We start from the raw sequence: 15,862 nt of genomic DNA, 5'->3' as shown, positions 1-15,862 counted from the left end.
CGACCAGCCTAGTGGTGGCGTCTTCGCGCCAGCGCATCGCAATCCGCCAGTGCGAGTGTTACATTCCCGATGAGACCTGGCTCACATCCTCGCCAGAAGGAGACCGCGCATGTCGCTGACCACCGACGAGCAGCAGTCGCGCATCGCCGCCCAGCGTGAGGAGTCCGGCCAGCGGCTCCTGAGGTCGTCCGCCGCGCTGTCGTACGACCCCGTCGTCGACCTCGACTGGGACGCCCCGCTGCTCGACGACGCGTTCTTCGCGCCGCCGCACCGGATCACCCTGTACGGGACCGACCTGTGGGACTCGATGTCGCGCGCCCAGCGCATCGACCTGTCGCGCCTCGAGCTCGCGAGCATCGCCTCGATGGGCATCTGGTTCGAGACGCTGCTGATGCAGATGATGGTGCGGCGCCTCTACGACAACGACCCTCGTACGGCCCACGTCCAGTACGGGTTCACCGAGATCGGCGACGAGTGCCGCCACTCGGTGATGTTCGGCAAGCTCCTCTCGACGCTCGACGCGCCGTACTACCGGCCGGTGCGCTTCATGCACGAGGGCGGCCGCTTCCTCAAGGCCACGTCCAACGGCGCCACCTGCTTCGCCGCCGCGCTGTTCGTCGAGGAGGTGCTCGACCAGATGCAGCGCGAGGCGTTTGCCGACGAGTCGCTGCAGCCGCTCGTGCGCGGGGTCTCGCACGTCCATGTCGTCGAAGAAGCGCGGCACATGCGGTTCGCGCGCGAGGAGGCGGCCCTCGAGTACGAAGGTCAGGGCCGTGTCACCCGCGAGTGGTCCAAGCTCGCGATCGCCACGTCGGCGTTCCTCGCCTCGCGTGGCCTGGTCCACCCCCACGTCTATCGCGATGCCGGACTCGACATGCGGACGGCGGTGCGCGTGGCCCGCACCAACCCGTACGCGCGAGCGACCCGCACCTGGGCGGCCCGACGCGTACGCGCGACGCTGGAGGAGATCGGCATGATCACCGGCCCGAGCCGCCTGCTGTGGAAGCGCGCAGGCCTGCTCGACGCGGTTCCGGAGACGGCGTGAGCGACGCGGAGGAGCAGGACGAGGCCACGTACGTCGGGACGCTCGAGCTGGTCGCGGGAGACGAGGTCGTCGCCGCACGGGGGACGTTGTCCGGCGTGATGCAGCCGATCGACGGCGCGTACCACTGGACCGGGCGACTCGAGCCCGCCGACGCGCTCACCGCGCTCGCCACCAAGGTCGGGCGCAAGCCGATCGGCGTACGGGCGCCCGGCGGCACCGAGGTGACCGCACGGCTCGGAGAGCGCAACCCGTGGGGCGGCTACCGCGTCAGCGGGACCGGAGCGCCGCCCGTCCCGCTGACGCGGTGACCCTCAGAGCAGGTCGTGGCAGACGATCGCCTGGTCACGGCCGGGGCCCACACCGATGACGGACATGCGCGCGCCCGACAGCTCCTCGACGCGACGCACGTACGCCTGCGCGTTGGCCGGCAGCTCCTCGAACGTCCGTGCCCCCGAGATGTCCTCGGGCCAGCCCGGCAGCTCCTCGTACACGGGCACCGCGTGGTGGAAGTCGGACTGGTCGACCGGCATCTCGTCGTGACGCACGCCGTCGACGTCGTACGCGACGCAGACCGGGACGGTCTCCAGGCCGGTGAGCACGTCGAGCTTCGTGAGGACGAAGTCGGTGACGCCGTTGATCCGCGCGGCGTAGCGGGCGACGACGGAGTCGTACCAACCGCAGCGACGCGGCCGACCCGTCGTCGTGCCGAACTCGCCGCCCTGCTCGCGCAGGAAGTCGCCGGACGCGTCGAGCAGCTCGGTCGGGAACGGGCCCTCGCCCACACGCGTCGTGTAGGCCTTGACGATGCCGATGACCCGCTCGATGCGCGTCGGGGCGATACCCGAGCCGGTCGCCGCGCCCCCGGAGGTCGCCGACGACGACGTGACGAACGGGTACGTCCCGTGGTCGACGTCGAGCATCGTCGCCTGTCCCGCCTCGAGGAGCACCGTCTTGCCGTCGGCGATCGCGCGATCGAGCACCAAGGTGGTGTCGGTGACGTACGGCGCGAGCCGGTCGGCGTACCCCCGCAGCTCCTCGACGACCTCCTCGACCGTCACGGCGCGGCGGTTGTAGACCTTGGTGAGGATCTGGTTCTTCAGCTCCAGCGCACCCTCGACCTTCTGGGTGAGGATCTTCTCGTCGAAGAGGTCCTGCACGCGGATGCCCAGACGGTTCATCTTGTCGGCGTACGTCGGGCCGATGCCGCGCCCGGTCGTGCCGATCTTGCGCGAGCCGAGGAACCGCTCGGTGACCTTGTCGAGGACCTTGTTGTACTCGGGGATCACGTGCGCGCTCGCGCTGACCTGCAGGGCCGAGGTGTCGACGCCGCGCGCCTCGAGGCCGTCGATCTCTTCGAACAGCACGCCGATGTCGACGACGACGCCGTTGCCGATGACCGGGATGCAGCCCGGCGTGAGGATGCCGCTGGGCAGGAGGTGGAGGGCGTACTTCTCGCTGGTCCCGTCTTCCTGGGGGATCACGACCGTGTGTCCGGCGTTGTTGCCGCCGTTGAACTTGACGACATAGTCGACGCGGCTACCGAGCAGGTCGGTCGCCTTGCCCTTCCCCTCGTCTCCCCACTGGGCTCCGACGATCACGACTGCGGGCATGGACCTGCACCACCTGAGACATGCGACAAGCCCCGTGCGACGGGGCTCTTACGGTCAGAGTCTACCGGGCCGCGCCGACCGACGGCGCCCCCCGAGGTGGTAGACCGTCTCCATGACCTCCGCCCTCCTCATTGCGAACACCTCCGCAGGCAGTGCCGACGACGACGTGCTCGACGAGGTGGTCGCTGTGCTGCGCTCCCGATGGGACGTCGAGGTCGCCCGTACGGCCAAGCCGGACGAGCTGCGTGACGTGCTCGCCTCCCACACCGACACCGACGTGGTGGTCGCGGCCGGCGGCGACGGTTCGTGGCACGCGGTGGTGCAGGCGCTGCACTCCCTCGGCCGGCTCCCCGAGCAGGTCGTTGCGCTGGTCCCGATGGGCACCGGCAACGACTTCGCACGCACGCTCGGGCTCCCCGACGATCCTGTCGACGCGGCCCGCGGGCTGCTCGACGCCGAGCCCCAGCCGCTCGACCTCGCCGTCGACAAGGACGGCGCCGTCGTCGTGAACGCCGTCCACGTCGGCGTCGGCGCGCTCGCCGGCGAGGAGGCTGGCCCGTGGAAACGTCGGCTCGGGCCGCTCGGCTATGCCGTGGGCGCCGTCAAGGCAGGTCTGGTCGGGGCGCCCGAACGGCTGCGGGTCGTGGTCGACGGGCGGCTCGTCGACCACGGTGATGACGTCGTCCAGGCTGCGGTCGGGATCGGCCGGTACGTCGGGGGCGGCGCACCGCTGCTCCCCGACGCCGATCCGAGCGACGGGCTGCTCGACATCACGATCTCCCACGCGGACGCCCTGCCACGACGGCTCGCGTACGGGCTGCGCCTCTTGCGGGGCCGGCACACCGAGCGCGACGACGTCGTGTCCGTACGGGGCCGCGAGGTCACCATCTCCGGCGACGCCATGACCTGGAACGCCGACGGCGAGGTCAGCGACGGCCTTCGGACGCGGACCTGGCGGATCGAGCAGGCTGGCTACCGCATGCTCGTCTCGGGCCCCGACAAGCCCACCCAGGACGAGTGAAACTCGGTCTTACAGGACATATTGCGGAGTGACCCCATCCGGGTCACAATGGGGTGAGTGGCAGTGGCCGCGACGGAGTCTACCGGGGGATGGCTCCAGTCCGCGGCCACTGTTACGCCTTTCAGGACAGGCTATTCGGCCCCTGCGCGACCGCCCAGGACGAGCACGTCGTACGCCTCCTGGCTCGACTCCCGAAGGAACTCCCGGCAGCGGTGCGCCTCGTCGAGATCGCCGATACGCTCCGAGGCTTCGGCCAGATCGGCCAGCGCCCGCAGGAAGCCCTGGTTGCCGGGGTGCGACCACGGGACCGGGCCGTGACCCTTCCAGCCGCTGCGGCGCAGCGCGTCGAGCCCACGGTGGTAGCCCGTACGGGCGAACGCGTACGCCGTGACGTCGTCGTCGGCCGCGAGCGCCTCGTCCGCGCACAGCGCCCACGCCAGGCTGGACGCCGGGTAGGCCCGCGCGACGTCCTGCGGCGTGCCGTCGGCTCCCGCCGCCGGGTCGTCGGGAAGCAGGGTCTCGGTCGGTTCTCCGAGCAGGTTGGACATGTCCGCCGCCTCAGCCGAGCTTCGTGCCGGTCGAGGACAGGTGCTGGCAGGCCTCGACGACACGCGCCGCCATGCCGGCCTCGGCCGCCTTGCCCCACGAGCGGGGGTCGTACTTCTTCTTGTCGCCGACCTCGCCGTCGACCTTGAGCACGCCGTCGTAGTTGCGGAACATGTGGTCGGCCGCCGGGCGCGTGAAGGCGTACTGGGTGTCGGTGTCGATGTTCATCTTGATGACGCCGTACGAGACCGCCTCGGCGATCTCCTCCGCCGTCGAGCCGGAGCCGCCGTGGAAGACGAAGTCGAACGCGCGCGCGATGCCGTACTTCTCCTGGACCGCCTTCTGGGCGGCGTCGAGGACGGCGGGCCGCAGCTTGACGTTGCCCGGCTTGTAGACGCCGTGGACGTTGCCGAAGGTGAGCGCCGTGAGATAGCGGCCCTTCTCACCCGTGCCGAGCGCGGCGACGGTGGCGAGCGCGTCCCCCGGAGTCGTGTAGAGCTTGTCGTCGATCGCGCCGACAATGCCGTCTTCCTCGCCGCCGACGACACCGACCTCGATCTCGAGGATGACGTTGGCCGCGGCGCACGCGGCGAGCAGCTCCTCGGCGATCTGGAGGTTCTCGTCGAGCGGCACGGCCGAGCCGTCCCACATGTGCGACTGGAAGTAGGGCAGACCGCCCTGCTTCACGCGCTCGGTGGACGCGGCGAGCAGCGGACGGACGAAGCCGTCGAGCTTGTTCTCGGGGCAGTGGTCGGTGTGGAGCGCGACGTTCACCGGGTACTTCTTGGCGACCTCGTGCGCGTACGCGGCGAACGCCAACGAGCCGGTGACCATGTCCTTGACGGTCGGCCCGGAGAGGTACTCGGCGCCGCCGGTCGAGACCTGGATGATGCCGTCGCTCTCGGCCTCGGCGAAGCCGGCGAGCGCGGCGTTGAGCGTCTGGGACGAGCTGACGTTGATCGCGGGGTAGGCGAACGCGTCGCGCTTCGCCTTGTCGAGCATCTCGGCGTAGACCTCGGGCGTTGCGACGGGCATGGATGACTCCTCATCGAGCTCGGCTGTGCAGTTCGTGGGGCGGTGAGTTCATGACCCACGCAGTGGGGCCATTATCGCAGGGGCGCGCCGAGCGTCGACACCGCGGCGCGTGCGGCCTGCTGGACGGGGTCCCAGACCGAGGCGAACGGCGGCGCGTAGCCGAGATCGGTCATCATCAGGTCGTCGACGGTCATCTCGTTCCACAGGGCGAGCGCGAACGAGTCGATCCGCAGGGCCGCTCCCTCTCCCCCGACGATCTGGGCGCCCAGGAGCCGCCGGCTCGGACGGTCGGCGACGACCTTGACCGTCAGCGGGCGGGCGTTCGGCATGTATCCGGCGCTCGTCGTCGCCTCGATCGTGACCGCGACGGGCGTGAAGCCCGTGTCGGAGGCGTCCTGCTCCCCCAGCCCCGTACGCGCGATCTCGAGCGTGACGACCTTCGTCATGGCGGTACCGACGACGCCGGGGAAGGTGACGTCGGACCCGGCGAGATTGCGGCCGACGACCCATCCCTGCTTGTTGGCGTGCGTGCCGAGCGGGATGTAGACCTGGCGCCCGCTCACCCGGTGGCGCGACTCGACGCAGTCTCCGGCGGCCCAGACGTGCCGGTCGGCGTCGAGCATCCCGCGGGCGTCGACAGGCAGCGCGCCCTTGACCCCGGTCGGCAGACCCGCGCCCGCGGCGAGCTCCGTCCGGGCCCGTACTCCGGCGCCGAGGATCACGAGATCGGTCTCGATCGTGCCGTGGTCGGTCACCACCGCCCGTACGCGGCCGTCGACGTCGGACTCGAAGCCCGTCACCGTGACGGGCGCGCGGACGTCGATGCCGTCCGTGCGCATCTCGGTCGCGATCTGCGCGCCGAGCTCGGCGTCGATCGTCGGCATCGGGGTCGGGTGGCTGCCGACGACGACGGTCTCGAGGCCGCGACGCACGCATGCCTCGGCCATCTCGACGCCGATGTATCCGGCGCCCACGATGACGACGTGCTTCGGGTCCTTCTCGAGCGCGTCGAGCACGCGGCGGCCGTCGGCAAGCGTCTGCACCCCATGGATGCCGTCGGCGTCGACGCCCGGGACGTCGGGGCGTACGGGCTCGGCGCCGGTGGCGATCAGGAGCTCGTCGTACGCGAACGTCTCCGTACCCTCAGGCGTCCGCGCGACGACCTTGCCGGCATCGAGGTCGAGCTCGATCGCCGTCGTCTCCGTACGGACGTCGATGCCGTTGGCGCGGTGCTGCTCAGGCGTACGGGCGACGAGGTCGTCGAGCGTGGTGACATCGCCGGCGACCCAGTACGGGATGCCGCACGCGGAGTACGACGTCCAGGGCTGGCGCTCGAGGACGACGACGTCGAGCGCGTCTTTGAGCGCGCGCTTCGCGGTGGACGCCGCTGACATCCCGGCGGCGTCACCTCCGACCACGACAAGTCTGCGGGGCATGGGTCGAGCCTAGGCGCCGCCGGCGATGAGCCCTCGTTGGAAGGCTGGTGGTTGCGGTGCTCGCTGCCGGAATGTCCGGTCAGGACCTTCTGCCAGGACAGATCCCGAGCTGTCGCGCCAAGCGTCCCGCCGGCCAGCCGCCCGAGCAGAGCAGCTGCCGCGAAGCGGGGATCCCAGTCGTGGTCCGCCAGCTCCTGGGCGCCCTCGCTGTAGAGCCGGTCAACGTTGGGGCCGTGCGAGGCCGCAACGAGGAGCGCGGAGGTCGCCGGCATCTCTGGGATCGCGCCGGTGGCGATCGCGCCACGCGATCAGTTTGAGGACGACCTGCGCCTCCAGGGTCGGGACGGCGATTCGTCCTGCGTGACGCAGCCGCACGACGTCTGCGTTCGCATAGGCCTCAGTGAAGCCCAGCACTGTCATCACGTAGTCATTGGCCCACCCGATGGTGCGGTCCGCACGCTCGACCGCTCTCCCTGCGGAGGTCGCTCGACTTCAGCCGCGAGGTCTCTTGACGGTTCATGCGTTCGGAATAGCCCATTGTTCATGGTTTCTGAACAGACTTGAATCCTGAACAGACCTGAACGCTCAGCCCGAGATCTCCGCGTGCTGCAGGACCCAGGAGTGCATCGCGACGGCGGCCGCGGCGCCGACGTTGATCGAGCGCGTCGAGCCGAACTGCGTGATCTCCAGCACGGCATCGGCCGCCGCGAGCATCTCCTCCGACAGCCCTGGCCCTTCCTGGCCGAACACCAGTGCGCATGCGCGCGGCAGCACGGCGCGCTCGATCGGGCGCGACCGCTCCACGTTGTCGATCGCGACCAGCGGCAGCCCTTCCGTACGGGCCCATGCCACGAAGTCCTCGACCGTCGGATGGTGGCGCACGTGCTGATAACGGTCCGTCACCATCGCGCCCCGACGGTTCCAGCGACGTCGCCCCACGACGTGCACCTCCGCGGCAAGGAAGGCGTTGGCGGTACGGACAATCGAGCCGATGTTGTGGTCGTGCTGCCAGTTCTCGACGACGACGTGGAACGGGTGCCGGCGCGTGTCGAGGTCGGCGACGATCGCCTCAACCGTCCAGTAACGATAGGCGTCGACCACGTTGCGCCGGTCGCCGTCACGCAGCAGCTCGACGTCGAACCGCGGATCGTCGGGCCACTCCCCCTCCCAGGGGCCGACTCCGACCTCGGTCTCGTGCGCCTCGTCACCGTCCACGGGGCGAGCGTACGGGTCTCGACAGAGCTCGACCGGCGGGAGGCGGGCTCGACCGGCGGGAGGCGGGCTCGACCGGCGGGAGGTCTCGACAGGCTCGACCGGCGCAGGCCAGAGCTCGACCAGCGGAGGACCGGCGAGCCGGACCGCGGGCGCTTGCCCACGCGGCGTACGCTCGTCCCGCTATGTCTGGACTCCCCGGACCGGCAGGCAACGTCCGACCGGTCGTGATTGCACACCGCGGCGCCTCCGGCTATCGCCCGGAGCACACGCTCGCGTCGTACCTCCTCAGCGTCGCGCTCGGCGCCGACGTCATCGAGCCCGACCTCGTCAGCACCGCCGACGGCGTCCTGGTCGCCCGCCACGAAAACGAGATCGGCGGCACCACCGACGTCGCCGCCCACCCCGAGTTCGCCGGCCGCCGGACCACCAGGCGCGTCGACGGCCGCGAGGTGACCGGCTGGTTCACCGAGGACTTCACGCTCGCCGAGCTCAAGACGCTGCGCGCCCGCGAACGGATCCCGCAGCTGCGCCCGAGCAACACCTCGTACGACGGCTGGTACGAGGTGCCGACACTCGACGAGATCCTCGGGCTCGCCGAGATGGCGTCGTACCAGTTCGGGCGACGCGTCGGCGTCGTGCCCGAGCTCAAGACGTCCACGTACTTCCGCGAGCGCGACCTGCCGCTCGAAGAGCCGCTCCTGCGGGCCGTGCGCGAATGGGGACTCGACGCCGCCGACTCCGGGTTCGCCGTGCAGTCGTTCGAGGTCGCGAACCTTCAGCGGCTGGCCGCGGACTCGCGGCTGCGACTCGTCCAGCTGGTCGAGCCGGTGGGTGCCCCGTACGACCGTGTGCGCGCGGGCGACCCGCTTACGTACGCCGAGATGGTGCGCCCCACGGGTCTGGCGCGGGTCGCCGAGTACGCGCACGTGCTCGGCGCGCCGAAAGACCTGCTGCTCCCCCGGACGCCGGCAGGCGAGCTCGGGTCACCCAGCGGCCTCACCGGCGACGCACACGCGGCCGGCCTCGAGGTGTACGTCTGGACGGTCCGGCGCGAGAACGCCTTCCTACCCGTCGACCTGCGCTCCAGCGAGATCGGCGGCGACGCCGGAGACGTACGCCGGGAGCTCGACGCGCTGCTCGCGCTCGGCGTGGACGGGATGTTCGCCGACCAGCCGGACGTCGCCGTCGAGGCCGTCGCGGCGCGGGTGGCGCGCTACAGCCCGAGGTCGGTCTTCGAGATCGCGAAGCGGTAGTCGAGGCCCTCGGCGCGCACGCGGTCGGCCGCGTCGGTCTCGCGGTCCACGATCACGGCGACGGCGACGACCTCCGCACCGGCCTCGCGCAGCGCCTCGACGGCAGTGAGCACCGAGCCACCGGTGGTGGAGGTGTCCTCGACGGCGACGACCCGCCGACCGGCGACGTCGGGCCCCTCGATCCGGCGCTGGAGCCCGTGGGCCTTCTCGGCCTTGCGGACCACGAACGCGTCGAGCGCCCGTCCCTGCGCCGCGGCCTGGTGGAGCATCGCCGCTGCGACGGGGTCGGCGCCCATCGTGAGCCCGCCGACCGCGTCGTACTCGAGGTCGCCGAGCAGGTCGAGCATTACGCGTCCGACCAGCGGTGCTGCCTCGTGGTCGAGCGTCACCCGGCGCAGATCGACGTAGTAGTCGGCCTCCTTGCCCGAGGAGAGCGTGACCTTGCCGTGAATGACGGCCTTGTCCTTGACCTGGTCGATGAGGGCGTCGCGATCGCTCATGGCTCGAGGGTATCGAGCCGCTGGCGCCTACTTCGCGACGGCCGACGCCAGCTCGCCGAAGACCACCGACCGCGCGTCGGTGTGGAACAACTCCGAGCACGTGACGAGGGTGATCAACCGCTCGGTCGGCACCCCGCCCGGCTCCCCGGGCACCGGGTCGAGCACCCACCCCTCGGAGAAGTCGAGCTCGCGGTCCGTCCCGTCGTCGCGCAGGACGTACGTGAAAACGTGCGTGCGTGTCTCGACGATGACCTCGTCGCCCTCGCGCAGCCCGAGGAAGTGGCGGAACGGCTCGCCGTGCGTGACCCGATGTCCGCTCGCACGCGTGGACGGCGCGCCTGCAGGTCTCCGCCCTCACCCGACGACTCGCGCCCCACCCGAGGGCGCGACTCGTCAGGGAGCAGGTGCTGGGGCGCGATCGTCGCGGCGTACCGGTGCCCCGCGTACGCCCGTGGGCTGCGAAGCACGTGGTGGCGCCTAGAGTCGGGACGGTGAAGACCAGCAGCGCACGCGTCGCCGGACTCGGCACGACCATCTTCGCCGAGATGTCGGCGCTCGCCGTCCGTACGGGCGCGGTCAACCTGGGCCAGGGCTTCCCCGACACCGACGGTCCGAGCGACGTGATCGACGTGGCGGTCGAGGCGATGCGCTCCGGCGCCAACCAGTATCCGCCGGGCCTCGGGGTCCCCGCGCTGCGCGAGGAGATCGCGGCGCACCAGCGGCGCTGGTACGGGATCGTTCTCGATCCCGAGACCCAGATCGCGGTGTCGACCGGGGCGACCGAAGCGATCGCGGCGGCGATCCTCGGCCTGGTCGACCCCGGCGACGAGGTGGTCGTCCTCGAGCCGTACTACGACTCGTACGTGGCGGTCCTGGAGTTTGCCGGGGGCATCCGCAAACCGGTCACGCTGCGTGCTCCCGACTTCCGGCTCGACCTCGACGCGCTGCGCGCCGCCGTCGGTCCACGCACGACGGCGATGCTGATCAACAGCCCGCACAACCCGACCGGGATGGTGCTGAACGCCGAGGAGCGCGAAGCGATCCGCGACCTCGCCGTCGCGCACGACCTCGTGGTGATCACCGACGAGGTGTACGAGCACCTCACCTTCGACGGGGTCGCGCACGTGCCGCTGGCGACGCTGCCCGGCATGGGCGAGCGGACGTTGACGATCTCCAGCGCCGGCAAGTCGTTCTCGTTCACCGGCTGGAAGATCGGCTGGCTGAGCGGGCCTGCCGCGCTCGTCCGGGCGGCCGTCGGAGCGAAGCAGTTCCTCACCTACACTTCCGGCGCGCCGTTCCAGCCCGCGATCGCGCACGCGCTCGGGCACGACGCGGCGTACTTCGAAGGGTTCGCGGCGACGCTGCAGGCGCGGCGCGACCAGCTCTGCGCCGGGCTAACCGAGATCGGCTTCACGACCTACGTGCCGCAGGGGACCTACTTCGCGACGACCGACATCCGCCCGCTCGGCTACGACGACGGCATCGCGTTCTGCCGCGCGCTGCCCGAGCTCGCAGGCGTCGTCGCGGTGCCGACGCAGGTGTTCTACGACGACGAGGACGCGGGTCGTCCCCTCGTACGGTGGGCGTTCTGCAAGCAGGAGCCGGTGATCGCCGAGGCCCTGAGCCGCCTGGACGCCCTCCGCGTCCGCGTGGTGAAAGCAACCTGACCGAATTCGGCAGCAAGAAGGGTCAGGTTCCTTTCACAACGCGGAGAAGGCGTGACGCCCCGCGCGAGCGCCCCTAGCGTCCCCTCATGCGCGCTGCCCTCCGCCGTCTGCTCGTTCCCCTGGCCTCCCCAGAACCCCGCGACCACCACCACGGGCACCGCGACGATGCACGGCGACTCGGCGTCCAGCGACACGACCCCGGCCGTACGCAGGTCCGGGCACCGGATCGGTCGCGCTCTGCACCGCGATCTTCGACCGGACGCCGACGGTCCACCTGCTCGACCCGGCGAACGGCAAGAGCCTCGCCTCGCTGCCGCTGACGAAGGGAAGCCTCTTCGGCGGCGTGTACGCCTACCTGGACCACGAGGACCGGCTCGTCGTGGTCGACGGCGACAAGAACCTGCTGCGGATCGGCCACCACCGCGACGGCAGCACGTGGCGCCTCACAGTCGACGAGTCGACTCCGCTCGCGTCGGCGCTGCCGGACCGGGGCGGCCGTCGTCGGACTCTCCCCGGGCTGGACCACGAGGTGTGGATCGCTGCGAGCGACGGCACCGTCGGTACGGTCGCCGAGGACGGGACCGTACGGACGATCGCCCTCGGCGAGGCCGTCCAGAACAGCATCTCCACCGTCGAGGGCCGCACCGCCGTCGTCACGGAGCATGCGCTGTACGTCCTCTCCGCACGCGCCGACGGCACACCCGAGGTGCGGTGGCGTGCCCCGTACGCCACTGGTCCGGGCCGCAAGCCCGGCCAGCTCAGCTGGGGCAGCGGCGCGACGCCGACGTTCTTCGGCCCGCGCCAGGGCACCGAGTAGGTGACGATCACCGACAACACCGCCCCGCACTCGCGACTGCTCGTCTATCCCGCGAACAGCGGCACCGAGGACTCGCCGATCGCGTCGGGGCGCAGCGTCTTCGTCACCAACACCTTCGGCTACCCCTATCCGGCCCTTCCGGACGGCGCGCCAGCGAGCGTGCCGTCGTCAGGGTCGTTTACCGGGGGCATGACCCGCGTCGACGTGCGCGCCGACGAGTCCGGCTGCGACGTCGTCTGGGAGTCCGACGTGAAGTCGGCCGCGCTCCCCCGAACTCTCGCTCGGAGACGACCCGACCTACACCGTCACCGTCAGCGGGCCCACCGACATCGTCGGGAGCCACACGTTCGCCGCGTACTCGTACGCGGTCGTCGACCCTCACACGGGCCGCGTCGTGAAGACGTCGCTGCTCGGCCTCGGGCTGCTCTTCAACCCGCTGCAGATGACCGGCATGACGGGACGCGACGCGACGCTCTACCAGGGGACGGAGACCGGCGTCGTGCACGTACGCCGCAGCTGACGAGTCACTACGCGTCTCGCGCCCCGCGCCGTCGTACCAGGAGCGAGGCGAGCACACCTGCATCGAGCACGAACGAGGCAGTCGGGACGACGTCGGCGACGCGGGACGGAGGCGACGCTCCGTCCCGACCGGCGGCCACCGCGGATCGTGCCTCGTCAGGCCGCTGCGTGAGATCGGACGAGGGATATGCCACGACCTCGCACGCGTTGGTCGCGAAGTCTTCGCTCGTCCCGACCAGGTAGCGCTCACCCGGCTCCAGCTCTGCGTCGATCGAGCTCGTGGCGGCCCTCCACGAGAACGGCCATGGCGGTGCCTCCTGTCCGGACAGGACCCACACCTCCGGTGCAAGGTCCGGGCCCTTCCAGACCTCTTCGACCGCGAGCCGCGTGAAGCCGCGCTCAGTCTCCGCTGCGACGCCGACGAAGACCACAGGCGCTCTCGTCGGAGCGTTCACGGCACAGATCGCGTGGGCAGGAGCCGCAGACGCGACCAGCGCGGCGAACCCGAGACCCGCAGCAACGACGAGCGACCTCACGGGCGCGCCTGGGCGGCGGCCTCGATCTCCTTCGCCGGGGCGAACGTGCGGGCGACGAAGAGGATGGACGGCACGAGGATGAGCGGCACGACGTAGATCCACCGGAGCGCGCCCTCGGTGGCGAGCACCCCGATGAGTCCGGCGCCGATGATGTTGCCCAGATAGTTGAAGAGGTTGAGGCGGGCGATCGCGACGTCGGCGTCGGAGCCGGGCAGGTTGCCGGCCGCGGCGAACGCGAGCGGGATGATCACCGGGAGGCCGAGGCCCATCAGGCCGAACGCGGCGATCGCCAGTGCCGGGGTCGGCGCCACGACGACGAGTGCGAGGGCGACGATGCCGACCACGGTCCCCGCGCGGACGACGGCGACCGCGCCGAACCGGACGACGAACCGGTCACCCGCCAGCCGGGAGATGACGGCACCGACCTGGTAGGCCGCATAACCGAGCGGCGCGACCGACTTCGCGGCGTCGAGGGCGTCGTGGAGGTAGATCGTGCTCCAGCTCATCACCGACGTGTCGGCCAGGTAGAAGACCACGACGACGAGCCCGAGCGCGACGAGCGGGCGCCACGGCACGTGCAGCGGCGGACGCTCCACCTCCGAAACCTCGCCCGCCTCGTGCTCGACGGCCGGACGCACCAGGTAAGGGGAGAGCACCAGGGTGGCTGCCACGCCGACCACTCCGACAGCCACCAGCGACGGCATCAGCCCAATCTCGAGCTCCGCGCAGCCGGCGGCGTATAGGGCTCCGACGATCGCACCGATGCTCCACATCCCGTGGAAGCTGGTCATGATGCTGCGGCCGTACAGCCTCTGGACGGTCACACCCTGCATGTTCGTCGAGGCGTCCGTTGCACCCACACCGATCCCGTACACGGCGAACGCCGCGTACATCGCCGGCTTGGACTCGGCGAACCCGATCACGACCACCATCACGCTGATCGTCAGCAGCGCGAGTCGTAGAGCGAGCGCGCTCGAGCGGCGCACCGCGATCCGTTCAGCCAGCAGCGACCCGCCGCCGGCGATGACCGAGGTCAGCAGCAGGAGGAGCGTGACGTCGCCCTCAGTGACGCCACGCTCGTCCTGGAAGTCGGGCAGCCTAGACAGGATCGTGACGAGGATCGCCGCCTGGAGGAAGAAGCCGACCGAGGTCGCGAGTCGCGCCCGCCGTGCCACAGCATCAGGGGGTTGCGTGATCTTGGACACACGCCCAGTATGTGCCCATGACCGGAGCAGAGGCCAGGGTTTCGACGAGCTCAACCGGCGGGACCGGTGACTTCTGGTGGGGCGCCGCGACCGCGTCGTACCAGGTCGAGGGCGCCGTGGACGAGGACGGACGAGGCCCCAGCATCTGGGACACCTTCAGCGCCGAGCCCGGTCGGATCGCGGACGGCTCGTCGGGCGCGGTCGCCTGCGACTCGTACCACCGGTGGCGCGAGGACCTCGACCTGCTCAGCGGTCTCGGCGCGAACGCCTACCGGTTCTCGATCGCCTGGCCCCGCGTCCAGCCGACCGGATCCGGCCAGGTCAACGCCGCGGGGCTGGCGTACTACGACCGCCTCGTCGACGGCCTGCTCGCACGCAGCATCGCGCCGTTCGCCACCCTCTTCCACTGGGACCTCCCGCAGCCGCTGCAGGACGCCGGCGGGTGGATAGTGCGCGACACGGCGCAGCGGTTCGCCGAGTACGCGGCCGTGATCGCGGAGGCGCTCGGTGACCGGGTGGCTGCCTGGGGAACGCTCAACGAGCCGTTCGTGCACATGGCGCTGGGCTATGCGTTCGGCAGTCACGCGCCGGGCGAGACGCTGCTGCTCGACGCGTTCGCCGCGGGGCATCACCAGCTGCTCGGGCACGGGCTTGCGACGCAGGCGTTGCGGGCGGGGTCTCGACAGGGCTCGACCGGCGGATGGGGCTCGACCGGCGGACGAGGCTCGACCGGCGGACAGGGCTCGACCGGCTCACCGCCGGTGATGCTGGTGAACAACCTGACCCCCGTACGCGCCGCGTCGCCGTCGACGGAGGATGCCGCCGCGGCGGCGGTGTACGACGCGTTCCACAACCGGATGTTCCTCGACACCGTGCTGCGGGGCACCTATCCCGACGAGCTCGCCGACGCAGCCGAGAGAGTCGTGCACGACGGCGACCTCGCGACCATCGCGCAACCGCTCGACCTGCTCGGCGTGAACTACTACAACCCCACGCTCGTGAGGGCGCCCGGCCCGGACAACCCGCTGCCGTTCGAGCTCGTGCCGATCGAGGGCTATCCGCTGACCGGCTTCGGGTGGCCGGTGGTGCCCGAGGGCCTGACCGACCTCCTGACCGGACTACGCCAGACGTATGGCGAGGCGCTGCCGCCGGTAGTGGTCACCGAGAACGGATGCTCCTACCCCGACGAGCCCGGGCCCGACGGCACGGTCGACGACGCGGCACGGATCGCGTACCTCGACCGCCACATCGCGGCGGTCGGCGCCGCCCGTGAGGCAGGTGTCGACGTGCGCGGCTACCTGGCATGGTCGCTGCTCGACAACTTCGAGTGGGCAGAGGGCTACACGCAGCGCTTCGGGATCACGCGCGTCGACTTCGCGACGGGCGAGCGCACCCCGAAGGCCTCGTACGAGTGGTTCCGCGAGCGGATCGCCCGAGGCTGGTGAGGGCAGCCCGGT

General features: G+C 70.8%; 15 protein-coding genes and 2 pseudogenes. 8 read left to right on the top strand and 9 right to left on the bottom strand.

The genetic code is table 11. The annotated features are described in order from the left end of the window. The first annotated feature begins 109 nt into the window (after window positions 1-109). Entirely contained in the window at window positions 110-1,045 is a 936-nt protein-coding gene (locus tag ACFSDF_RS03855) for an AurF N-oxygenase family protein (RefSeq protein ID WP_167251364.1), read from the top strand. Then, window positions 1,042-1,353, top strand: a complete 312-nt coding sequence (locus ACFSDF_RS03850) for a DUF4873 domain-containing protein (protein WP_167251362.1) — start codon at window positions 1,042-1,044, stop codon at window positions 1,351-1,353. Before ACFSDF_RS03855 ends, ACFSDF_RS03850 begins: the two co-directional genes overlap by 4 nt. Window positions 1,354-1,356: 3 nt before the next feature. Here the strand turns inward: ACFSDF_RS03850 and ACFSDF_RS03845 are convergent, their stop codons facing one another. Further along, complete coding sequence (locus ACFSDF_RS03845) at window positions 1,357-2,655, bottom strand: adenylosuccinate synthase (RefSeq protein WP_167006467.1); 1,299 nt, start codon at window positions 2,653-2,655, stop codon at window positions 1,357-1,359. 112 nt (window positions 2,656-2,767) lie between these two features. Between ACFSDF_RS03845 and ACFSDF_RS03840 the strand changes: the two genes are divergently transcribed. Then, a complete protein-coding gene (locus ACFSDF_RS03840) occupies window positions 2,768-3,676 on the top strand; it encodes a diacylglycerol/lipid kinase family protein (RefSeq protein WP_377156254.1) in 909 nt (302 codons plus the stop codon). Between the two features lie 131 nt (window positions 3,677-3,807). Here ACFSDF_RS03840 and ACFSDF_RS03835 read toward each other — a convergent pair whose 3' ends face one another. From ACFSDF_RS03835 to ACFSDF_RS03820, 4 genes are all read right to left on the bottom strand, one after another. Further along, window positions 3,808-4,224: a DUF3151 domain-containing protein gene (locus ACFSDF_RS03835; RefSeq protein ID WP_167006473.1), complete on the bottom strand. Its 417-nt coding sequence runs from the start codon at window positions 4,222-4,224 to the stop codon at window positions 3,808-3,810. A 10-nt stretch (window positions 4,225-4,234) separates the two neighbouring features. Further along, window positions 4,235-5,257, bottom strand: coding sequence for a class II fructose-bisphosphate aldolase (gene fbaA / locus ACFSDF_RS03830; RefSeq protein WP_167006476.1), 1,023 nt, complete (start codon window positions 5,255-5,257; stop codon window positions 4,235-4,237). A 71-nt stretch (window positions 5,258-5,328) separates the two neighbouring features. Then, complete coding sequence (locus ACFSDF_RS03825) at window positions 5,329-6,693, bottom strand: FAD-dependent oxidoreductase (protein WP_167006479.1); 1,365 nt, start codon at window positions 6,691-6,693, stop codon at window positions 5,329-5,331. Window positions 6,694-7,278: 585 nt separating this feature from the next. Further along, complete coding sequence (locus ACFSDF_RS03820; protein ID WP_167006482.1) at window positions 7,279-7,908, bottom strand: TrmH family RNA methyltransferase; 630 nt, start codon at window positions 7,906-7,908, stop codon at window positions 7,279-7,281. A gap of 182 nt (window positions 7,909-8,090) precedes the next feature. Between ACFSDF_RS03820 and ACFSDF_RS03815 the strand changes: the two genes are divergently transcribed. Then, on the top strand, window positions 8,091-9,161 hold the full coding sequence (locus ACFSDF_RS03815; protein ID WP_167006485.1) for a glycerophosphodiester phosphodiesterase: 1,071 nt from the start codon (window positions 8,091-8,093) through the stop codon (window positions 9,159-9,161). On the opposite strand, the gene pyrE is transcribed toward ACFSDF_RS03815, so the two are convergent. Continuing rightward, window positions 9,122-9,661, bottom strand: coding sequence for an orotate phosphoribosyltransferase (gene pyrE, locus ACFSDF_RS03810; protein WP_167006488.1), 540 nt, complete (start codon window positions 9,659-9,661; stop codon window positions 9,122-9,124). The two genes, ACFSDF_RS03815 and pyrE, sit on opposite strands and share 40 nt — an antisense overlap. A gap of 27 nt (window positions 9,662-9,688) precedes the next feature. Further along, window positions 9,689-9,967 (bottom strand): annotated as a pseudogene (locus ACFSDF_RS03805) (sortase domain-containing protein); the annotation flags it as partial. 185 nt (window positions 9,968-10,152) lie between these two features. Between ACFSDF_RS03805 and ACFSDF_RS03800 the strand changes: the two are divergent. From ACFSDF_RS03800 to ACFSDF_RS03790, 3 genes are all read left to right on the top strand, one after another. Beyond that, window positions 10,153-11,328: a pyridoxal phosphate-dependent aminotransferase gene (locus ACFSDF_RS03800; RefSeq protein WP_377156250.1), complete on the top strand. Its 1,176-nt coding sequence runs from the start codon at window positions 10,153-10,155 to the stop codon at window positions 11,326-11,328. 343 nt (window positions 11,329-11,671) lie between these two features. Then, window positions 11,672-12,145 (top strand): hypothetical protein, encoded by a 474-nt coding sequence (locus ACFSDF_RS03795; RefSeq protein ID WP_377156248.1) that lies wholly within the window; start codon window positions 11,672-11,674, stop codon window positions 12,143-12,145. 394 nt (window positions 12,146-12,539) lie between these two features. Beyond that, window positions 12,540-12,665: a hypothetical protein gene (locus tag ACFSDF_RS03790; protein ID WP_279587743.1), complete on the top strand. Its 126-nt coding sequence runs from the start codon at window positions 12,540-12,542 to the stop codon at window positions 12,663-12,665. Between the two features lie 7 nt (window positions 12,666-12,672). On the opposite strand, the gene ACFSDF_RS03785 is transcribed toward ACFSDF_RS03790, so the two are convergent. Both ACFSDF_RS03785 and ACFSDF_RS03780 read right to left on the bottom strand, forming a co-directional pair. Continuing rightward, window positions 12,673-13,200 (bottom strand): hypothetical protein, encoded by a 528-nt coding sequence (locus ACFSDF_RS03785; RefSeq protein WP_377156246.1) that lies wholly within the window; start codon window positions 13,198-13,200, stop codon window positions 12,673-12,675. Continuing rightward, window positions 13,197-14,468: pseudogene (locus tag ACFSDF_RS03780) on the bottom strand (MFS transporter); the annotation flags it as partial. The gene ACFSDF_RS03785 and the pseudogene ACFSDF_RS03780, both read right to left, overlap by 4 nt. On the opposite strand from ACFSDF_RS03780, the gene ACFSDF_RS03775 reads away from it, so the two are divergent. Continuing rightward, window positions 14,423-15,850, top strand: a complete 1,428-nt coding sequence (locus tag ACFSDF_RS03775) for a glycoside hydrolase family 1 protein (protein WP_377156244.1) — start codon at window positions 14,423-14,425, stop codon at window positions 15,848-15,850. The pseudogene ACFSDF_RS03780 and the gene ACFSDF_RS03775 overlap by 46 nt on opposite strands. The last annotated feature ends 12 nt before the right edge of the window (window positions 15,851-15,862 follow it).

The sequence above is a fragment of the Mumia zhuanghuii genome (assembly GCF_042681565.1).
In the GTDB taxonomy this organism is placed as follows: domain Bacteria; phylum Actinomycetota; class Actinomycetes; order Propionibacteriales; family Nocardioidaceae; genus Mumia.
Note: the sequence above shows the minus strand (reverse complement) of the source record. Positions and strands in the feature narration are given on the sequence as shown.

Coding starts and splice junctions, on each gene's coding strand:
- ACFSDF_RS03840 (WP_377156254.1), top strand. CDS start 2,768: ATGACCTCCGCCCTCCTCATTGCGAACACCTCCGCAGGCAGTGCCGAC.
- pyrE (WP_167006488.1), bottom strand. CDS start 9,661: ATGAGCGATCGCGACGCCCTCATCGACCAGGTCAAGGACAAGGCCGTC.
- ACFSDF_RS03855 (WP_167251364.1), top strand. CDS start 110: ATGTCGCTGACCACCGACGAGCAGCAGTCGCGCATCGCCGCCCAGCGT.
- fbaA (WP_167006476.1), bottom strand. CDS start 5,257: ATGCCCGTCGCAACGCCCGAGGTCTACGCCGAGATGCTCGACAAGGCG.
- ACFSDF_RS03845 (WP_167006467.1), bottom strand. CDS start 2,655: ATGCCCGCAGTCGTGATCGTCGGAGCCCAGTGGGGAGACGAGGGGAAG.
- ACFSDF_RS03825 (WP_167006479.1), bottom strand. CDS start 6,693: ATGCCCCGCAGACTTGTCGTGGTCGGAGGTGACGCCGCCGGGATGTCA.
- ACFSDF_RS03775 (WP_377156244.1), top strand. CDS start 14,423: ATGACCGGAGCAGAGGCCAGGGTTTCGACGAGCTCAACCGGCGGGACC.
- ACFSDF_RS03815 (WP_167006485.1), top strand. CDS start 8,091: ATGTCTGGACTCCCCGGACCGGCAGGCAACGTCCGACCGGTCGTGATT.
- ACFSDF_RS03835 (WP_167006473.1), bottom strand. CDS start 4,224: ATGTCCAACCTGCTCGGAGAACCGACCGAGACCCTGCTTCCCGACGAC.